At 67.4% G+C, this 17,568-nt stretch carries 19 protein-coding genes and 1 pseudogene; 5 read left to right on the plus strand and 15 right to left on the minus strand.

The annotated features are described in order from the left end of the window. Window positions 1–1,584 (minus strand): cytochrome ubiquinol oxidase subunit I, encoded by a 1,584-nt coding sequence (locus K5K93_RS19350; RefSeq protein WP_093821205.1) that lies wholly within the window; start codon window positions 1,582–1,584, stop codon window positions 1–3. Window positions 1,585–1,811: 227 nt separating this feature from the next. Between K5K93_RS19350 and cydD the strand changes: the two genes are divergently transcribed. Both cydD and cydC read left to right on the plus strand, forming a co-directional pair. Beyond that, a complete protein-coding gene (cydD, locus tag K5K93_RS19355; RefSeq protein ID WP_222388769.1) occupies window positions 1,812–3,557 on the plus strand; it encodes a thiol reductant ABC exporter subunit CydD in 1,746 nt (581 codons plus the stop codon). Further along, a complete protein-coding gene (gene cydC, locus K5K93_RS19360; protein ID WP_222388772.1) occupies window positions 3,554–5,233 on the plus strand; it encodes a thiol reductant ABC exporter subunit CydC in 1,680 nt (559 codons plus the stop codon). The genes cydD and cydC overlap by 4 nt, the downstream gene beginning before the upstream one ends. Window positions 5,234–5,283: 50 nt before the next feature. Here cydC and K5K93_RS19365 read toward each other — a convergent pair whose 3' ends face one another. From K5K93_RS19365 to ccmA, 12 genes and pseudogenes are all read right to left on the minus strand, one after another. Beyond that, entirely contained in the window at window positions 5,284–5,628 is a 345-nt protein-coding gene (locus K5K93_RS19365) for a DUF1294 domain-containing protein (RefSeq protein WP_222388774.1), read from the minus strand. Then, on the minus strand, window positions 5,628–6,740 hold the full coding sequence (locus tag K5K93_RS19370; RefSeq protein WP_222388776.1) for a homoserine O-acetyltransferase: 1,113 nt from the start codon (window positions 6,738–6,740) through the stop codon (window positions 5,628–5,630). Before K5K93_RS19370 ends, K5K93_RS19365 begins: the two co-directional genes overlap by 1 nt. A gap of 153 nt (window positions 6,741–6,893) precedes the next feature. Continuing rightward, window positions 6,894–7,883, minus strand: coding sequence for a tetratricopeptide repeat protein (locus K5K93_RS19375; protein WP_222391131.1), 990 nt, complete (start codon window positions 7,881–7,883; stop codon window positions 6,894–6,896). Then, window positions 7,877–8,305 (minus strand): cytochrome c-type biogenesis protein, encoded by a 429-nt coding sequence (locus K5K93_RS19380; protein ID WP_261311980.1) that lies wholly within the window; start codon window positions 8,303–8,305, stop codon window positions 7,877–7,879. Before K5K93_RS19380 ends, K5K93_RS19375 begins: the two co-directional genes overlap by 7 nt. Before the next feature lie 34 nt (window positions 8,306–8,339). Then, complete coding sequence (locus K5K93_RS19385; protein WP_025876469.1) at window positions 8,340–8,957, minus strand: DsbE family thiol:disulfide interchange protein; 618 nt, start codon at window positions 8,955–8,957, stop codon at window positions 8,340–8,342. Window positions 8,958–8,966: 9 nt separating this feature from the next. Then, entirely contained in the window at window positions 8,967–10,886 is a 1,920-nt protein-coding gene (locus tag K5K93_RS19390; RefSeq protein WP_025876472.1) for a heme lyase CcmF/NrfE family subunit, read from the minus strand. Continuing rightward, on the minus strand, window positions 10,887–11,348 hold the full coding sequence (gene ccmE, locus K5K93_RS19395; RefSeq protein ID WP_099784807.1) for a cytochrome c maturation protein CcmE: 462 nt from the start codon (window positions 11,346–11,348) through the stop codon (window positions 10,887–10,889). It abuts the gene before it with no gap. After that, on the minus strand, window positions 11,345–11,494 hold the full coding sequence (locus K5K93_RS19400; RefSeq protein ID WP_327083168.1) for a heme exporter protein CcmD: 150 nt from the start codon (window positions 11,492–11,494) through the stop codon (window positions 11,345–11,347). The genes ccmE and K5K93_RS19400 overlap by 4 nt, the downstream gene beginning before the upstream one ends. Continuing rightward, window positions 11,463–11,546 (minus strand): annotated as a pseudogene (locus K5K93_RS20350) (hypothetical protein); the annotation flags it as partial. The pseudogene K5K93_RS20350 and the gene K5K93_RS19400, both read right to left, overlap by 32 nt. Next, window positions 11,527–12,291, minus strand: coding sequence for a heme ABC transporter permease CcmC (gene ccmC / locus K5K93_RS19405; RefSeq protein WP_140225752.1), 765 nt, complete (start codon window positions 12,289–12,291; stop codon window positions 11,527–11,529). The pseudogene K5K93_RS20350 and the gene ccmC, both read right to left, overlap by 20 nt. A gap of 43 nt (window positions 12,292–12,334) precedes the next feature. Then, window positions 12,335–13,030, minus strand: coding sequence for a heme exporter protein CcmB (gene ccmB / locus K5K93_RS19410; RefSeq protein ID WP_025876478.1), 696 nt, complete (start codon window positions 13,028–13,030; stop codon window positions 12,335–12,337). Then, window positions 13,027–13,728 carry a heme ABC exporter ATP-binding protein CcmA gene (gene ccmA, locus K5K93_RS19415; protein ID WP_088101762.1) on the minus strand — a complete coding sequence of 234 codons (702 nt, stop codon included), beginning with the start codon at window positions 13,726–13,728 and terminating at the stop codon, window positions 13,027–13,029. Before ccmA ends, ccmB begins: the two co-directional genes overlap by 4 nt. Before the next feature lie 143 nt (window positions 13,729–13,871). Here ccmA and K5K93_RS19420 point away from each other — a divergent pair, with 143 nt between their 5' ends. From K5K93_RS19420 to K5K93_RS19430, 3 genes are all read left to right on the plus strand, one after another. Then, window positions 13,872–15,020 (plus strand): pyridoxal phosphate-dependent aminotransferase, encoded by a 1,149-nt coding sequence (locus tag K5K93_RS19420; protein WP_222388782.1) that lies wholly within the window; start codon window positions 13,872–13,874, stop codon window positions 15,018–15,020. A gap of 14 nt (window positions 15,021–15,034) precedes the next feature. Next, the gene (locus K5K93_RS19425; RefSeq protein ID WP_222388783.1) at window positions 15,035–15,841 is read left to right on the plus strand and encodes an amidohydrolase; all 807 of its coding nucleotides are present in this window, start codon (window positions 15,035–15,037) and stop codon (window positions 15,839–15,841) included. Between the two features lie 105 nt (window positions 15,842–15,946). Then, window positions 15,947–16,384 (plus strand): hypothetical protein, encoded by a 438-nt coding sequence (locus K5K93_RS19430; protein WP_025876484.1) that lies wholly within the window; start codon window positions 15,947–15,949, stop codon window positions 16,382–16,384. 41 nt (window positions 16,385–16,425) lie between these two features. Here the strand turns inward: K5K93_RS19430 and K5K93_RS19435 are convergent, their stop codons facing one another. Together K5K93_RS19435 and K5K93_RS19440 are read right to left on the minus strand one after the other, a co-directional pair. Further along, window positions 16,426–16,668 carry a protein L gene (locus K5K93_RS19435; protein ID WP_222388785.1) on the minus strand — a complete coding sequence of 81 codons (243 nt, stop codon included), beginning with the start codon at window positions 16,666–16,668 and terminating at the stop codon, window positions 16,426–16,428. A gap of 170 nt (window positions 16,669–16,838) precedes the next feature. Beyond that, complete coding sequence (locus K5K93_RS19440; protein ID WP_222388787.1) at window positions 16,839–17,561, minus strand: hypothetical protein; 723 nt, start codon at window positions 17,559–17,561, stop codon at window positions 16,839–16,841. Between the last annotated feature and the right edge of the window lie 7 nt (window positions 17,562–17,568).

The following is a 17,568-nucleotide window of genomic DNA, read 5'->3' on the forward strand; positions in this document are numbered from 1 at the left end:
TCAGGCCTGGCCGGGGGCAACGGCATTGGGGGAAACAGGGCGGATGTCGGCCTGCAGCGTCGGCAGGATGTCGTCCGGGCCCTTGCGGACCGCCTTCAGCATCAGCTTGATTTCGATGATCAGCAGCACCGTGTACAGGCTGGTGAACACCGCCAGCGTGGTGAGGATTTCATGCAGTGCCAGGCCCGATGCCGCGTAGAACGTGGGCAGCACGCCATCCACCGCCCACGGCTGGCGGCCATACTCGGCCACGAACCAGCCGCATTCGATCGCGATCCACGGTGCCGGCAGGCTCCACACGGCCAGCTTCAGGAACCAGCGCTTGTCCTGGAAGTTGTTGCGGCACGAGAAGTAGAAGGCCAGCGCGAAGAAGGCGATCAGGTAGAAGCCCAGCCCGGCCATGATGCGGAAGGTCCAGAACAGCGGTGCCACGCGCGGTACGGTATCCATCGCCGCCTTGGAGATTTCCTCCGGCGTCGCGTTGAGGATGTCCTCGCGGTAACGCTTCAGCAGCAGGCCATGGCCAAGGTCCTGCCAATGGCGATCGAACATCTCGCGTGCTTCGAGATCGTTCTTGTCCTTCTTCACCCGTTCCAGTGCGCCATAGGCGATCTGGCCACCGCGGATGCGGTGCTCGGCACGCTCCACCAGTTCCAGGATGCCCGGAATCGGCTGGTCCAGCGAACGGGTGGCGATCAGGCCCATCAGGTACGGGATCTTGATCGCGTAGTCGTTGGTGTGGGTGGTCTGGTTGGGAATGCCGAAGGCGGTGAAGTCGGCCGGCGCACGCTCGGTCTCCCACATCGCTTCGATCGCCGCCAGCTTCATCTTCTGGTGTTCGCTGGCGGCATAGCCGCTTTCGTCACCCAGCACCACCACCGACAGCGAGGACAGCAGGCCGAAGGCCGCGGCCACCGCGAACGAGCGGCGGGCCATGTCCCTGTGCTTGTTGCGCAGCAGGTACAGGGCGCTGATGGACATCACGAAGATCGCACCGGTCACGTAACCGGCACTGACGGTGTGCACGAACTTGGCCTGCGCCACCGGGTTCAGCAGCACCGCAGCGAAGTCGACCACTTCCATGCGCATGGTTTCCGGGTTGAACACCGCACCGGTCGGGTTCTGCATCCAGCCGTTGGCGATCAGGATCCACACGGCCGACAGGTTGGTGCCCAGCGCCATCAGCCAGGTCACGGTGAGGTGCTTGACCGGGCTCAGGCGCTTCCAGCCGAAGAAGAACAGGCCGATGAAGGTCGCTTCCAGGAAGAACGCCATCAGGCCTTCGATGGCCAGCGGCGCACCGAAGATGTCACCCACGTAATGGCTGTAGTAGGACCAGTTCATGCCGAACTGGAACTCCATCACCAGGCCGGTGGCCACGCCGATGGCGAAGTTGATGCCGAACAGGGCGCCCCAGAACAGGGTCATCTGCCGCCAGACCTGCTTGCGGGTCATGACGTACACGCTTTCCATGATGGCCACCATGAAGGACAGGCCAAGGGTGAGCGGTACGAATAGGAAGTGGTACATCGCGGTCAGAGCGAATTGCAGCCGCGACAGTTCTACGACTGTCTGATCAATCATGGCCTGGCTACCTCGTTGGATAGTGCCGTTGCAGGTGGCGGGAAGGGTGGTCTACGGGGTGAATGATGTGACCGACTACTTCAAACAGCCTTGATCCAGATCAATGTATGAACAGGTGTTCAGGGGGATCGTATGCCAACCCGATGAAGACTGCGACCGCCGGCCGCGGGGGAAGGCTGTTGCCTGGGCCTACAATGCCGTCCAATCCCTGCTGCCTGTGAAGAGCCTTGAGCGCTGCCGAACCGACTGCTGACGCCCCTGACAGGGATGATGAATCGAGCCGCCTGCGGCGTGAACGGACTGCCTGGCTGGCCGACCTGGCCCGTGCAGCGAGGGGGCGGCAGCGGCTGGCGTCGCTGTGCATCAGCGTATCCGGCGCGCTGTTGATCGGCCAGGCCGGCGCCATCGCCTGGCTGGTGCAGCAGGTGCTGGTCGAGCGCGCGCCGCTGGCCCAGGGCCTGCCGGTGCTGGGCGCGCTGGCGGTGATCCTTGTCGTGCGCACCCTGTTGGGCAGCGCTGCCCAGGCCGCAGCTGGTGACGTTGCCGACGCCGCACGGCTGTCCCTGCGCGAGCGTGTCTTCGCGCGCCTGCTCGGGCACGGTCCGTTGTGGCTGCGGCAGCGCCGCACCGGCGAACTGGGCGAGCTGATGCTGCATCACGGCGACGCTGTCGAAAATTATTACAGCGGTTTCCTGCCGGTACGCACCGAAGTGGTGGTGGTGCCGTTGTTGATCCTGGTTGCCGTGGCCTGGGTCGATTGGGTGGTTGCACTGATCCTGCTGTTCACTGCACCGCTGGTGCCGTTTTTCATGATGCTGGTGGGCTGGGGCGCCGAAGCCGCCGGACGTGCGCAGCTGGGCGAGCTGGCGCGGATGAGCGGGCACTTTGCCGATCGCATCAAGGGCCTGGGCCTGCTGCGCCTGTATGGTCGTGGGGAGGCCGAGCTGGCCGGGATCGAGGCGGCAGCCGAAGGTGTTCGCGTACGCACGATGAAGGTGCTGCGCATCGCCTTCCTGTCGTCCACCGTGCTGGAATTCTTTGCCTCGGTCAGCGTGGCGATGGTCGCGTTGTACCTGGGCCTGAGCTATCTGGGCCTGATGTCGCTGCATGCGACCGTGCCGACGCTGGGGGCGGGCCTGTTCTGCCTGCTGCTGGCACCGGAGTTCTACGCACCGTTGCGGCGCCTGGCCGCGCACTATCACGACCGCGCCAATGCACTGGCCGCCGCTGCTGAGGTGCAGCGCCTGCTGCAGGTGCTGCCGGAAGAGGAGGCCAGCACAATCGACGGCACGGTGCCGCTGGCGCCGGAGCCGGCCGAGGCCGCCCTGCCACCGCTGCAGGCGCACGGTCTGGTATTGCGTCCGTTGGGCGCTGCGCACGATGTGCTGCAGAACCTGGACCTGCAGCTGGAACCGGGCCAGCGTTTGGCCCTGGTCGGCCCCAGTGGCAGCGGCAAGAGCACGCTGCTGGAAGCGCTGGCCGGTTGGCTGCCGCCGCGTGCGGGCCGGGTGCAGCTGCGGCCGGGGCTGCAGGTGGCCTATGCCAGCCAGCGTCCCTATCTGTTTCACGGCACCATTGCCGAGAACCTGCGCCTGGCCGATCCCGGTGCCAGCGACGCGCGCCTGCGCGCCGTCGCCGAAGCCGCCCAGGTGCTGCAGTTCGCGCAGCGCCTGCCGCAGGGGCTGGATACGCTGATCGGCGAGCGCGGCTTCGGCCTGTCCGGTGGCGAAGCACGTCGCATTGGCCTGGCGCGCCTGCTGCTGCGCGATCCGCAGGTGCTGCTGCTGGACGAGCCGACCGCGTTTCTCGATGCCGAAACCGAAGCAGCGTTGCTGCGCAGCCTGGCCGCCTATGCGCGCGGACGCAGCGTGGTGGTGGCCACCCACAGCCCGGCGGTGATCGCCTGGGCCGACCGCTGCCTGCTGTTGCCCGAAGGGTGCCTGGTGGAACCGGCACAGGCGGTACGCGCATGAGCCGCTCCGCCGATTCGCTGCGCACGGTATTCCTGCGTCATCGCCCGCGCCTGCTGCTGGCAGTGCTGCTGCTGTGGACCACGATGCTGGCCGGCACCGCCCTGCTGGGCCTGTCCGGTGGCTTCCTCACTGCTGCAGCGCTGGCCGGTGCAGCGGGCCTTGGCCAGGGCTTCAATTTCTTCACTCCGTCGGCCGGCATCCGCGGGCTGACCATGGCGCGCATCGCATCGCGCTACTTCGAAAAGCTGGTCGGGCATGACGCCACCCTGCGCATCGCCCGCGACCTGCGCGTATGGTTCTTCCGCCGCGCGCTGCCACTGGCCCCGGCACGTCTGGGTGCAACCCGCACCGGCGATCTGCTGGCGCGGCTGCTGGGTGATATCGGCGAAATCGATGGCCTGCTGGTGCGTGCCATCGGCCCGTTGCTGGCGCTGGGCGCGTTGACGCTGGTGGGCGTGGGCTCGGCAGCGGTGATCCTGCCATCGGCAGCGGTGCTGCTGGCGGTATTGGCGTTGCTGATCGGCATTGGCGTGCCGTGGCTGGGCGTGAGGGGCCATGACAGCGAAGAGGCCGACCGAGCCGCACATCGCGCAGCGTTGCGCACGGCGGCATTCGAGGGGCTGGAAGGGGCGGCTGACCTGGCCGCGCTCAACGCTGCCAATGCCTGGCAGTTGAAGGTGCGGGTGGCGGCCAAGCAGGTGGCCTCGCGCGATCGTCGTCGACGCCTGCGGCTGATCGCTGCATCAACGCTGCATGGTGTGCTGGCCGGGCTCGGCCTGGTAGCGATGCTGGCACTGGCGCTGCATGCGGCCGAACAACAGCGCATCGCAGCGGAAATGGCCGCCGGGCTGGTGTTCCTGACCGTGGCGATGATCGAACTGTGGGCGGGCATGGGCCTGGCCTGGCAGTCGCTGCAATCGGGCCGCATTGCGGCCGCGCGCCTGCAGGGCATCGTCGAGCAGGCACCTTCGGTGCAGGAGCCGGTGTCGCCGCAGCCGCTGGCGCCGGCGGCGACCGTGCATTGGGACGATGTGCACTTCCAGTGGCCGGGCGCCGCACGGCCGGTGCTGCGTGGCCTGCAGCTGACGCTTGCACCGGGCGAGCGCATTGCCATCCGTGGCGACAGCGGCAGCGGCAAGACCACCTTGTCGAGCCTGCTGCTGCGGCTGTGGGATCCGCAGCAGGGGCGGCTGACCTACGGTGGCCAGGACCTGCGCGATGTCGCCCAGGCCGACTGGCACCGGCACCTTGCGTGGCTGCCGCAGAACGCGCCGGTGTTTGCCGGCAGCGTGGCCGCGAACCTGCGGCTGGGCGATCCCGAGGCCAGCGACGAAGCGTTGTGGGCGGTGCTGCAACGGGTACGGCTGGGTGAATGGGCCGAGCGCAACGGCGGCCTGCAGGCGTGGGTGGGCGAGAACGGCGCAACGATGTCGGCCGGCCAGGCGCGTCGCCTGGCGCTGGCCCGCGCGCTGCTGCGCAATGCGCCGATCCTGCTGGTGGATGAGCCCACCGAAGGCCTGGACGTGGATACCGCGCGCGCGCTGCTGCAGGACCTGCCAGCACTGCTGGAAGGGCGCAGCCTGCTGATGATCACCCACGATGACCTGCCCGCGGGTGTGGTGGATGTGCAGTACCGGTTGGTGGACGGGATGCTTGTCCGCGAACCGCTTCGGTAGATGCCGACCTTGGTCGGCATATCCACGCGTGGCGTGGATCTACAGGGCAGCTACCGCGAAAACGCGCGCAGCATCACCGCGATCGAGGCCACGTTGGCCAGCACGCATAACCAGAACACCCACTGGAACGGCGCCTTGCGATGTTTATGGCGGAACAGCGCCTGGCCGAGCAGCGCGCCGGGCCAGCCGCCGGCAAAGGCCAGCAGCTGCAGCGCGCGTTCGGGCGTCCTCTGCTGTTTTCGCTGCGCGGCGCGCTTGTCGTGCCCATACAGGCCGAACGACACCGCACTGGCCAGCACGCACCATGCGCCCAGCCAGAGCGGATACACACCGGTTGCGGTCAAGCCGATCAACGCACCGAACGCGGCCAGTGCGAGATTGCGCCGCCACGCCACTACAGTTCGTCGAGGAAGCCGCGCACGGCCGGGCCGAAACGCTCGAAGTCGACCAGGAACGCGTCATGACCCTGGGGCGATTCCAGGCCGATGAAACGCGCGTCCGCGCCACCAGCGCGCAGGCCATCGGCGACCTGTTGCTGCTGCTGTACAGGGAACAGGATGTCGGTGTTGGCGCCGATCGCCAGTGCCTTGCCGACGCGGATGCTGGCCAGTCCGGCCAGCACATCGCCATCGCCATACTCGGCCAGATCGAACCAGTCCATCGAGCGGCTCAGGTACAGATAGCAGTTCGGATCGAAGAAGCGCACGAACCGGCGTGCATGGCCTTCCAGGTAGCTCTCGACCTGGAATTCCAGGCCGAACGGATCATCGTCGGTCTGGTCTGAATCCAGCCGCACGCGACCGAAGCGGCCATCCCATTCCAGTGCCGAGCGGTAGGTGATCACGCCCAGCTTGCGTGCCATGCGCATGCCCGATTCCGGGTACGCCTCATCGTCGTAGTGGCCACCGTTCCAGCGCGGGTCCAGGCGGATCGCTTCGCGCTGCAGCGAACGGATGGCGATCGAGAACGGCAGGGCCTGCGCGCTGCCGGAAATGTTGATATGGCTGCGGGCGATGCCCGGATGCAGCAGCAACACCGCCAGCGCCGTCATCCCGCCCATTGAATTGCCGATCACGCAGGCGAGCTGCTCGATGCCCAAGGCGCGCACCACGTCGATCGCTGCGCGTGCGCCGTCTTCGATCGACAGTTCCGGAAAATCCAGGCGATACAGGTCGCCGGTGGCCGGATTGATCGAGGCCGGGCCGGTGGAACCCTTGCAGCTGCCCAGCGAATTCACGCACACCACGAACCAGCGGTCGGTATCGATCGGCTTGCCGGGGCCGAGCATGGCTTCCCACCAGCCTGGCGCAGGATTGGCTTCGTTGGCCGCGGCATGCGCATCCGGCGACAGGCCGGTGACGATCAGGATCGCGTTGCTGGCGTCTGCATCCAGCGCGCCCCAGGTCTCGTACGCCACACGGGCGCCGTGCAGGGCGCCGCCGCGTTTGCATGGGAACGGCGAGGGCAGGGCATGGAAGCGGGTGCCGGGCGGAATGAATTCGGTCATGTGGGCATTCTAGCGGGGCGGCGTGTGCAGCTGGCGACACGCTGGTTTCCATCAACCGGCTGTGCTTGGATCGGCCGGGCATGGCCCGGCGCTACCGGTGGTGCGCGTGGGTAGCGCCGGGCCATGCCCGGCGAGCGCAGCGACGCGTGTACGTTACGGGAACTGCAGTTCAACCACACCGTCATGCGGCAGGGTGACCTTGACCGGGGCGGTCTGCAGGTCGTCTTCGCTGCGGTTGGCGCTGCCGCTGCGCGAAATGCGCGCCAGTACTTCCACTTCGCGATGTGCCGACAACGGTGCGGTCGGCATCGGGCTGTCGCCGTCGCCGAGGCCGACCGTTGCAGGAAAGCCGGCCAGGGGCAGCTTGCGTGCAGCCACCGGCATCGGCGGGCCGCCCACCGCGCGCGCCAGCACGAAGACCTGGGTGCTGGCCGGCCAGTCACCCGCTTTCAACGATGCGGGCAGCTGCACCCGTACCTGCAGCAGCGCGGGGGCAGCTGCCGGCGCGTGCGACGGCTGGCCGGCCGCCTCGCGGGCGATGGCGATCTGCGCCTGCAGCGCCTGCGCGGCACCCGGCTCCAGGCGTGGCAGCAGCGTGCTCCAGAGTTCGGCGGCCTCGGCATTGCGGCCCCGCTGGCGCAGGGCAATGCCAAGGAGCCAGCTTGCGCGCTCGGCCTCGGGCGACAAGGTGCGCGCGCGTTGCAGCCATGCCAGCGCGGTGTCATCGAACTGCTTGCCGGGATCGGCCTGGGCGCGCGCCTGCGCGGCCTCGACCAGCACGCCCGGTTCGTCCGGTGCCAGTGCTGCGGCGCGGTTGAAGGCGTCGGCCGCGGCGGCGGCATTGCCAAGCTCGGCCTGCGAACGACCCAGCAGCGCCCAGCCATCCGCACGTTGCGGGTCACGCTGCAGCGCCTGCTGCAGCGCCTCGACACCGTCGCGCAACGTAGCGACCGAAGGCGCAGGCTGGACCTGTGCGGCGCGGGGATTGCCGACCAGCAGGTACAGGCAGGCGCCGGCCACGCCCAGTGTCAGCATTCCCAGCACGAAACTGCGGCGGCCTTGCCGGCGCAGCGGCCACAGCACCACGGCCGCCATCAGCGCTGCGGCCACTGCGGCAACCATCGGCAACCAGTGCATCACCAGTCCTCTCCCTCGGCAGGGTCCGCTGCAGCGGATGCATCCATCTGCCGGCTGCGGCGACGGACGATGCCCGTCACCACCAGCGCGCCGCCACCCAGTACCAGCAGCGGACCGCCCCACAGCAGCCAGGTGCCCGGTTGCAGTGGCGGTTGATAGAGCACGAACTCGCCATAGCGGGCGACCAGGAACTGCTTGATCGCGGCGTCGTCGAGGCCCTGCTGCATCAACTGCAGCACTTCACGGCGCAGGTCCTGCGCGATCTGCGCATTGGAATCGGCCAATGACTGGTTCTGGCACTGCACGCAGCGCAACTGCGCAGCCAGGTCGTGGAAGCGCGCTTCCTCGGCTGCATCGCGGAACATCAGCGGCCGCGCATCATGCACCGGTTGTTGGGCGAGGCCGGAGTTTGGCAGCGCCAGGGTCATCGCCAGCAGCAGCGGCAGCAGCCAGCGCATGCGCTTACGGCGAGGCGTGCAGGGTGTTGCCAGCATCGCCCTGGGCCTTTTCAAGCTTTTCCAGCGCCGGAATCAACTTCTCATCGACCACCTGCTGGGTCATCGCGCCGCTGTACTTCCAGCGTACGATGCCACTGCCGTCTACCAGGAAGGTCTCCGGTGCTGCCGTTACACCCCAGTCGATGGCGGTGCGGCCTTCGATGTCGCTCAACACGACCATGAACGGGTTGCCCAGCTGTTCCAGCCAGTGCAGCGCGTCGGTCGGTTCATCCTTCCAGTTGTAGCCGATCACGCGTACGCGCTTGCTCTCGGCGAAGCGGGTCAGTACCGGATGTTCTTCACGGCAGGCCGCGCACCAGCTGCCCCAGACGTTGAGCAGGTACGGCGCGCCACGCAGCTCCTCGCTGCGCACGATCATCTGCGGGTCATGCAGCACCGGCAGCGCGAACGCCGGCGCCGGCTTGTCGATCAATGCCGAGGGCAGCACGTCGCGCTGCGGATCGCCCGATTTCATCACCCCGTAGATCATCAGGCCAAGCAGGCCGAAGAAGAACAGGACGCCGATCACGATGGCTACCGGCGGCAGCGGGCGGGAAGGGCGTGGGGCGGGTGACTCGGACATGGGGAACTCCTACGGACGACGAAAGCGGCGATCGGCAGCGGTGATGAATCCGCCCAGGGCCATCAACAGCGCGCCCAGCCAGATCCAGCGCACGAAGGGCTTGATGTGCACCCGTACCGCCCATGCATTGTTGCCCAGCGGCTCGCCCAATGCCACGTAGACATCACCGCTGAGTCGTGCATCGATGCCTGCTTCGGTCATCACCTGGCCGCCGCTGGCGTACTGGCGCTTCTCCGGATGCAGCAGGGCCAGTTCGCGACCATCGCGCAGCACCCGCAGATGGCCGCGATCAGCGATGAAATTGGGGCCTTCGCGGTGGTCCACGCCTTCGAAGCGCACTTCGTGGCCGGCAACCACTACCTGCTGGCCCGGTGACAGTGCCACTTCCCGCTGCACGTTCAATGCTTCCACCAGCAGCGCGCCGGCCAGGAACACCGCGACACCGGCATGGGCGACGATCATGCCAAGCATTTCGGCAGTGAAGCGGCCATTGCCACGCAGGCGCTGCCAGACGAACCGGGCGGTGCCCAGCCCAACCCAGGCCGCAGCTGCAACGCCGATGCCGGCCTTCCAGCCATTCTGCGGCGCCTGCCACCAGGCCCAGGCGCCTAGCAGCACAGCCAGGCCCGCCCATGGCAACAGCAATGCCAGTGCGCGCGAAGGTTGGTCGCGCTGCCACTTCACCAGCGGACCGAACGGCAGCAGCATCACCATCGGTGCCATCAGCAGCAGGAACAGGCTGCCGAAGTACGGGGGGCCCACCGAGATCTTGCCCAGCGACAGCGCATCGGCCAGCAGTGGGTAGAGGGTGCCCAGCAGGACCATCGCGCAGGCGCTGGCCAGCAGCAGGTTGTTGGCCAGCAGCAGGGTTTCGCGCGAGGTCGCGGTGAAGCCACGGCGCGGATCACCGGCATCCACGGCCAGCCGCGGCGCACGCAGCGCATACAGCAGCAGGCTGCCGCCCACCAGCACCGACAGGAAGATCAGGATGAACAGCCCACGCGAGGGGTCGGCCGCGAACGAATGCACGCTGGTCAGCACGCCGGAGCGCACCAGGAAGGTGCCCAGCAGCGACAGCGCGAACGCCGCGATGGCCAGCAGCAGCGTCCAGCTGCCGAAGGTGCCGCGCTTTTCGGTGACTGCCTGCGAATGGATCAGCGCCGCGCCGACCAGCCATGGCATGAAGCTGGCGTTCTCGACCGGGTCCCAGAACCACCAGCCGCCCCAGCCCAGCTCGTAGTACGCCCACCAGCTGCCCAGTGCGATGCCCAGCGTGAGGAAGCCCCAGGCGACATTGGTCCAGGGCCGCGTCCAGCGTTGCCAGCGTGCATCGACGCGGCCTTCCAGCAGTGCCGCCACGGCGAAGGCGAACGGCACCGCGAAGCCGACGTAGCCCAGGTACAGCATGGGCGGATGGATGATCAGCCCCGGATCCTGCAGCAGCGGATTGAGGTCACGGCCTTCCAGCGGTACCGGGTTCAAGCGCAGGAATGGATTGGAGGTGAAGATCAGGAAGGCGAGGAAGCCGACGCTGACCACCCCCATCACTGCCAGCACGCGCGCCTGCACCGGCGCCGGCAGGTGGCGCGAGAACAGCGCCACTGCACCGGTCCACAGCGCCAGCACCAGCGCCCACATCAGCAGCGAGCCTTCGTGCGCCCCCCACACCGCCGAATAGCGGTAGATCAACGGCAGCAGTGAATTGGAATTCTCGGCGACGTAGCGCACCGAGAAATCCTGTTGCACGAAGGCCGCCGTCAGTACGGCGAAGGCGCCGGCCAGCAGCACCAGCTGGGCAAAGGCCGCCGGGCGGGCAACGGCCATCCATGCGTCATTGCCGCGCTGCGCGCCCACCAGTGGCAGCACCGCCTGTAGCAGTGAAGCCAGCAACGCGCACAGCAGGAGGATCTGACCGAATTCGGGAAGCACTCAGCGCACCTCGGGCGCCGTGACCGGCACATCGTGCTTGCGATGCGCATCGCCCATCTTGTCGGCCACTTCCTTGGGCACGTAGTTCTCATCGTGCTTGGCCAGCACCTCGTCGGCGACGAAGGTGCCGTCCTGCAGGCGACCGCTGGCGACCACGGCGGTCCCCTCGCGGAACATGTCCGGCAGGATGCGGTCGGTACTGACCGGCAGCGTCGCATCACCGTCGGTGACCACGAAGTGGGCCTGCAACGAGCCGCTGGGTCGATCGAAGGACCCCTTCACCACCATGCCGCCCAGGCGGAAGCGCGACTGCGCATCCACGTCCCCGCGCAGTACTTCCGAAGGGGTGTACAGGTAGGCGATGTTGCGCTGCAGGGCGAAGGCCACCAGCGTGGTGGCCAGCCCGGAGGCCAGCAACAGCAGGAGCACCCAGATCATGCGGCGTCGCTGTACCGGCGTCATCGGCTGAGCTCGGTGGCCAGCGGTGCCGGTGCCGACGCGTTGCCACGCGCCTGCAACCGCTGCTGGCGGCGTTGCGCCAGCTGTCGGGCGCTGCGCAGGCGCAGCCACGAGCCCAGCGCATCGCAGGCCAGCACCAGCAGGAACACCGCGAAGGCGGCGATGAGGTAGGGCAGGTGGGTCATCGCCGTGCCTCCCCATCCGCGATGCCGAAGCGCTCGCCGATCCAGGCCTTGCCGGCCTCGCGCGCGATGTTGTCGGCACGCGCCTTGGCCAGCAGCGAGCCGACGAACCACAGCTTGGTGGCCACCACCATCCACCACAGCGGTGCGATCAGTTCCGGCCGCACGGCGTTCTCGCCGAACACGTTGATCGACTGGCGCTGGTGCAGCGCGCCCCACCAGTCCACCGAGTAGCGGATGATCGGCAGCAGGCCCACGCCGACGATGGCCAGCAGGCCGGCCGCGCGTGCGGCGCTGCGGCGGTCTTCGATGGCGTGGTACAGGCCGATCACGCCCAGGTACAGGAACAGCAGGATCAGCTCGCTGGTCATGCGCGGGTCCCAGTCCCACCAGGTGCCCCAGGTGCCCTTGCCCCAGATGCTGCCGGTCAGCAGGGTGATCAGGGTGAAGCCGGCGCCCATCGGCGCACAGGCCATCGCCAGGATCTCGCAGATCTTGATGCGCCAGATCAGCGCGATGGCGGCGTAGGCAGCCATCAGCGCGAACACGAACAGGCTCATCCAGGCGCTGGGTACATGGATGTAGATGATGCGGAAGGCGTCGTGCTGGTTCTGTTCCGGCGGTGCCACGAACAGGCCCTGCCACAGGCCGATCAGCAGCACCGGAACCGCCGCGGCGTAGAACACGCGGGACCAGCGTGCGGCGAAACGATCGAAGGTCGGGGGCGAACCGAGTTGATGGAACCAGCGGACGATCGGATTCATGCGTGGCGGCTATCCAGCAGGGGTGGATTGGCTCTCAGCTCGGTCAACTCAGAGAAATACGGATCGCAGCAGCGGTGGCCAGCGGTGCCAGCACCAGGGCGATCACCAGACCGGCGCCCAGCATCAGCAGCGCACCGACCGGATCCTGCCCGCGGCTGGCTGCCGCCAGGCTGCCGGCACCGAAGACAAGCACCGGTACGTACAACGGCAACGACAGCAACGCCACGAGAATACCAGAGCGCCGGATGCCGACGGTCAGTGCAGCAACCACGCCACCGATCAGGCTCAACAAGGGTGTTCCCAGCAGCAACGATGCCAGCAACATCGGCAGCTGGTCATGCGGCAGATGCAGCATTTCCGCCAGCAACGGGCTCAGCAGGATCAGGGGCAGGGCGGTGGTCGCCCAATGCAGCAGCACCCGCACCAGCACCAGCCACGCCAGTGGCACCGGCGCCAGCAGCCATTGTTCAAGCGAACCGTCTTCGGCGTCGGAGCGGAACAGCGAATCCAGCGCCAGCTGCCCGGCCAGCAGTACCGCCAACCACAGCACCGCACCGGCGGTGGCGGCCAGCGGCTGCGGGTCCCGGCCCTGGGCCAGGGCGAACAGCACCACCACCAGCAGGGCAAACAGCACCGGCTGCAGGGCATCGCCGCGACGCCGCCAGAGCAGGCGCAGGTCGCGCGCAATCAGCGCGCGGGCGGTCTGCCACAGGCCCGGTTCAGTGCCTGGCGCGATCATGCTTCACCCCCCAGATCGAGCTGGCGGGTGCGAACCGGCGGGGCCGCATAGGCGCCATGCGTGGTGACCAGGGCCGCGCCGCCACTGCGCAGGTGTGCGGAAATCATCCGGTTGACCAGGTTGATGCCCTCCAGGTCGAGGTTGGCATAGGGTTCGTCGAGCAGCCACAGCGGTGCCGGCGACAACCAGATGCGGGCCAGCGCCAGCCGCCGCTTCTGTCCGGCCGACAGATGCCGCACCAGGGTGTCCTCGTAGCCGGCCAGGCCGACGATGGCCAGCGCATTGCCCGGCATCTGCCGTGCGCGGCGGCCGTGCAGGCCGCAGAGGAAATGCAGGTTCTCCAGCGTGTCCAGATCCGGCTTCAGCGCCGGCAGGTGACTGAGGTAGGCGACATAGCGCGCACGCTCGGCGTTGCTGGCCGGCCTGCCGTCGATCAGCACCTGGCCCGCGCCCGGGCGCGCCAGGCCCGACAGCACGCGCAGCAGGGTGGTCTTGCCGGCACCGTTGCCGCCCTGCACCAACAGGGCCTCGCCGGCATCCACGTGGAAGTCCAGCGGGCCGAACACGGGTTCGTCATTGCGGGAGAAGCTCAGGCCGCTGGCGGCCAGCAATGCAGGGGTGTTCAAGGCGCAGGGGTCTTCATGCGGGAGTGCGGCAGCAATTGTAGCGGTGAATGTGACCCGGTAGCGCCGGGCCATGCCCGGCGAGCGCGCAGCGCGGCTTGCCATCGGTGCGGCATGTGCAGAGAGCCGCCGGGTATGACCCGGCGCTACCGTCGGCGCCGCAGGCCGGGTCGGGATTTCGTACACTTCCAGCCCTTGTTTCCCCACAGCCCAGGCCGATGCAACCGAACACCAAGCTGCCCAAGGTCGGTACCACGATCTTCACCGTGATGTCCCAGCTCGCCGCCGAACACGGCGCGGTCAACCTCGGCCAGGGGTTCCCGGATTTCTCCGCGCCGCAGCGCCTGATCGACGAGACCAGCAAGGCGATGGCCGCCGGCCTGAACCAGTACCCGCCGATGACCGGCGTGGCACCGCTGCGCCAGGCCATCGCGCAGAAGTCGCTGGACCTGTACGGCGCGACGATCGATCCGGACACCGAGATCACCGTCACCAGCGGCGCCACCGAGGCGATCTTCAACGCCATCCACGCCGTGGTGCGTGCCGGCGAGGAAGTGATCGTGCTCGACCCGGCCTACGACTGCTATGAACCGGCGATCGAACTGGCCGGCGCCACCGCCGTGCACGTGCCGCTGGACCCGCAGACCTTCGCGGTGGACTGGGACCGCGTGCGCGCGGCGATCACCCCGCGCACCCGCCTGCTGATGGTCAACACCCCGCACAACCCGTCCGGCGCGATGCTGGACGAGGCCGACATGCAGGCGCTGGCCGATGTACTGCGCGGCACGCAGATCTACCTGATTTCCGATGAGGTGTACGAGCACATCATCTACGACGGCCGTCGCCACGAATCGGCGCTGCGCTACCCGGAACTGCGCGAGCGCACCTTCGTCATCTCCAGCTTCGGCAAGACCTATCACTGCACCGGCTGGAAGATCGGCTATGCGGTGGCGCCAGCGGCGATGACCGCCGAGTTCCGCAAGGTGCACCAGTACAACACCTTCGCCAGCTTCGGCCCGGCGCAGTACGGTTTCGCCGCGATGATCCGCGACGAGCCGCAGCATCATCTGGAACTGGGCGCGTTCTATGAAGCCAAGCGCGACCGGTTCCGCGAGCAGCTGGCCGGTACCCGCCTGAAGGCGCTGCCGGTGCCGGGCGGCTACTTCCAGCTGGTCGACTATTCGGCCATCAGTGACCTGCCGGACCACGAGTTCGTGAAGTGGCTGACCATCGAGAAGGGCGTCACCGCCATTCCGCTGTCGCCGTTCTACGAAACCGCGCCGGTCGGCCAGCGCCTGGTGCGCCTGTGCTTCGCCAAGAACGAGGCCACCCTGGACGCGGCGATCGAACGCCTGCGCCTGCTGTGAGCGGAGGAGACAGCATGCAGGACCTGCGCATTTCCCTCGTCCAGGGCGACACCCGCTGGCACGACCCGGCCGGCAACCGCGAATACTACGGCGCGCTGCTGGCGCCGCTGGCCGGCATCACCGATCTGGTGATCCTGCCGGAAACCTTCACCAGTGGTTTCTCCAATGAAGCGATCGCCCAGGCCGAAGGCATGGACGGCCCGACCGTGGCGTGGGTGCGCGCGCAGGCCAAAGCCTTGAATGCGGCAGTGATCGGCAGCGTGCAGCTGCGCGATGGTGAGGGCGTCTACAACCGCCTGCTGTTCGCAACCCCCGATGGTGGCCTGCAGTACTACGACAAGCGTCACCTGTTCCGTTACGGCGGCGAGCACGAGCGCTACGCCGCCGGCCGCGACCGGTTGTGCGTGGAATGGAAGGGCTGGCGGATCAATCCGCAGGTCTGCTACGACCTGCGTTTCCCGGTGTTCTGCCGCAACCGCTACAACGTCGAGCGAGCCGAACAGCTGGACTTCGACCTGCAGATCTTCGTCGCCAACTGGCCGTCGGCACGCGCCTATGCTTGGAAGACCCTGCTGCGTGCGCGCGCGATCGAGAACCTGTGTTTCGTCGCTGCGGTCAACCGCGTAGGCGTGGATGGCAACCAGCTGCAGTACGCCGGCGACAGCGCGGTCATCGACTTCCTCGGCCAGCCGCAGGTGGAGATCCGCGAGCGCGAGCAGGTGGTGACCACCACCATCTCCGCCGAAGCGCTGGCCTCGCATCGTGCACGCTTCCCGGCCATGCTCGATGCCGATGCCTTCCATCTGGATGTGCAGGCCTGATACGGCGGCTGAACGCTTCCGGCCCCACCGCGCGCGCCTGCATCCAACGTGCACGCGCGCGCTGCTAGATTCGCCCACATTCCGACCGATGTGGATGTTCTGCCGATGAATACCAAGCCGTTTGCCCTGCTGCTGGCGCTCGCCGCAGCGTCCCTGGCCCCGACCGCGCAGGCCGGTGGCAACCTTGACTGCCAGCTGCGCTACAACCTGTCCGGCTGGTCACTGATCTACAAGACCGCCTCGGGCAACGGCACCATCCACTGCACCAACGGTTCCAGCATGCCGGTGCGGATCCAGCTGAAGGGCGGCGGCCTGACCGTTGGCAAGTCGAAGATCACCGATGGCCGTGGCAGCTTCACCGGCGCCAGCAGCGTCGGCGAGCTGCTGGGCACCTACGCCTCGGTCGGCGCGCATGCCGGTGCGGTGAAGTCCAGCAACGCGCAGGTCATGACCAAGGGCGATATCTCGCTGGCCCTGTCCGGTACCGGCAAGGGCTGGGACCTGGGGGTGGACGGCGCGGCGTTCACCATCAGCCGGCGTTGACCGCAAAAAAGGGGACGGAGGAGATCCGTCCCCTTTTTGCATCAGACGCCGTCGGTGTTGGTGCGCACGATCAGCTTCCAGCGGATGTCGCCCTGGTGGGGCGAGTGCTGGTGATGGGATTGGGGCGGGAACGGGTCGTTCTTGTTGCACGTCACTTCACGCTTGCAGCCCTTGCAGCGATAGATGCCCGAGACCTGAACCTTCTCGGCCGGGCCGTATGTGTCAGTCCATACCTGTGTGGCCTTCTCTGCCTGCAGGTGCGCTGCTTCGGTGTACCACGCCATCGTCATTCCCTCATGCTGGTGATGAGGCTTCACGATAGTGATCCGCCGCGCCGCTCGCGTCGACCTGTGGCACGAATTGCACGTTTTCAAACAATTCCCAAGTGCGCTCCAGCACGCCGAAACCCCGGTCGTGGCCGGGGTTTCCCGTGTGTCGCACGGTCAAGGACGGCTCACTGCTGGGCCAGCAACCAGGCCAGGGTGCCGCGGTGCGGCTTGGGCAGGGTGGCCACAGCATTGAACATCGTGCGCGAGGCCCAGCAGACATCAGCCGGTGGGGCGGTTTCCATGTGCGGCATGACGGCCATGGCGCGGGATCGCATCGCATCGCTGGGCAGGCTGGCCATGAAGGCTTCCGAAGCTGCCTGGATCTGCGCTTCGCTGACCTTGCTCGGCGGGCGTTGTTCCAGCTCGGCGATGCCGGCCTGGTAGCTCATCTCGAACCACGCGTCGATATCTGCAGGCGGGAGTTTTTCAAGCTGGGCGAAGAACAATGTGCTCAGCTGAGCCACTTCGGCAGCGGTGGTCGCACGCGAAATCCGCGCGCAGTCCTCCACCGGCATGGCGTGCAGGACGCTTGCCATGACATTGGCGCGTTGCTCCAGGCGCTGCGGTGGCAATCGCGCAATGCCGTCGAGGGTCAGCTGAGCGCCGACCTGTAGTGCTTTATTCCTGCTACCGGCCTGCTTGATGCGGGTGAGATAGCGCTCATCGACAATCAGCCGACGCAGCATGCGGTCGGCCGGATCGTGCAGGGCCGAAGATTTCGGCCAGGGGTTCTGCGTGGCGGCGATTTCCTGCTTGAGCCGGTCGGCAGCGCGTTCGCAGCCGCCGACCAGCAACAGAGCCACCAGCACGGCGCCGATGCGGGCGCCGAGGGACAACATCCGTGTCATCGCTGTG

Origin of the sequence: Stenotrophomonas sp. DR822 (assembly GCF_019793815.1) — a bacterium.
GTDB lineage: Bacteria > Pseudomonadota > Gammaproteobacteria > Xanthomonadales > Xanthomonadaceae > Stenotrophomonas > Stenotrophomonas indicatrix.

Coding starts and splice junctions, on each gene's coding strand:
- K5K93_RS19350 (WP_093821205.1), bottom strand. CDS start 1,584: ATGATTGATCAGACAGTCGTAGAACTGTCGCGGCTGCAATTCGCTCTG.
- cydC (WP_222388772.1), top strand. CDS start 3,554: ATGAGCCGCTCCGCCGATTCGCTGCGCACGGTATTCCTGCGTCATCGC.
- K5K93_RS19370 (WP_222388776.1), bottom strand. CDS start 6,740: ATGACCGAATTCATTCCGCCCGGCACCCGCTTCCATGCCCTGCCCTCG.
- K5K93_RS19380 (WP_261311980.1), bottom strand. CDS start 8,305: ATGACCCTGGCGCTGCCAAACTCCGGCCTCGCCCAACAACCGGTGCAT.
- K5K93_RS19385 (WP_025876469.1), bottom strand. CDS start 8,957: ATGTCCGAGTCACCCGCCCCACGCCCTTCCCGCCCGCTGCCGCCGGTA.
- ccmE (WP_099784807.1), bottom strand. CDS start 11,348: ATGACGCCGGTACAGCGACGCCGCATGATCTGGGTGCTCCTGCTGTTG.
- ccmC (WP_140225752.1), bottom strand. CDS start 12,291: ATGAATCCGATCGTCCGCTGGTTCCATCAACTCGGTTCGCCCCCGACC.
- ccmB (WP_025876478.1), bottom strand. CDS start 13,030: ATGATCGCGCCAGGCACTGAACCGGGCCTGTGGCAGACCGCCCGCGCG.
- ccmA (WP_088101762.1), bottom strand. CDS start 13,728: ATGGCCCGGCGCTACCGGGTCACATTCACCGCTACAATTGCTGCCGCA.
- K5K93_RS19420 (WP_222388782.1), top strand. CDS start 13,872: ATGCAACCGAACACCAAGCTGCCCAAGGTCGGTACCACGATCTTCACC.
- K5K93_RS19425 (WP_222388783.1), top strand. CDS start 15,035: ATGCAGGACCTGCGCATTTCCCTCGTCCAGGGCGACACCCGCTGGCAC.
- K5K93_RS19430 (WP_025876484.1), top strand. CDS start 15,947: ATGAATACCAAGCCGTTTGCCCTGCTGCTGGCGCTCGCCGCAGCGTCC.
- K5K93_RS19435 (WP_222388785.1), bottom strand. CDS start 16,668: ATGGCGTGGTACACCGAAGCAGCGCACCTGCAGGCAGAGAAGGCCACA.
- K5K93_RS19440 (WP_222388787.1), bottom strand. CDS start 17,561: ATGACACGGATGTTGTCCCTCGGCGCCCGCATCGGCGCCGTGCTGGTG.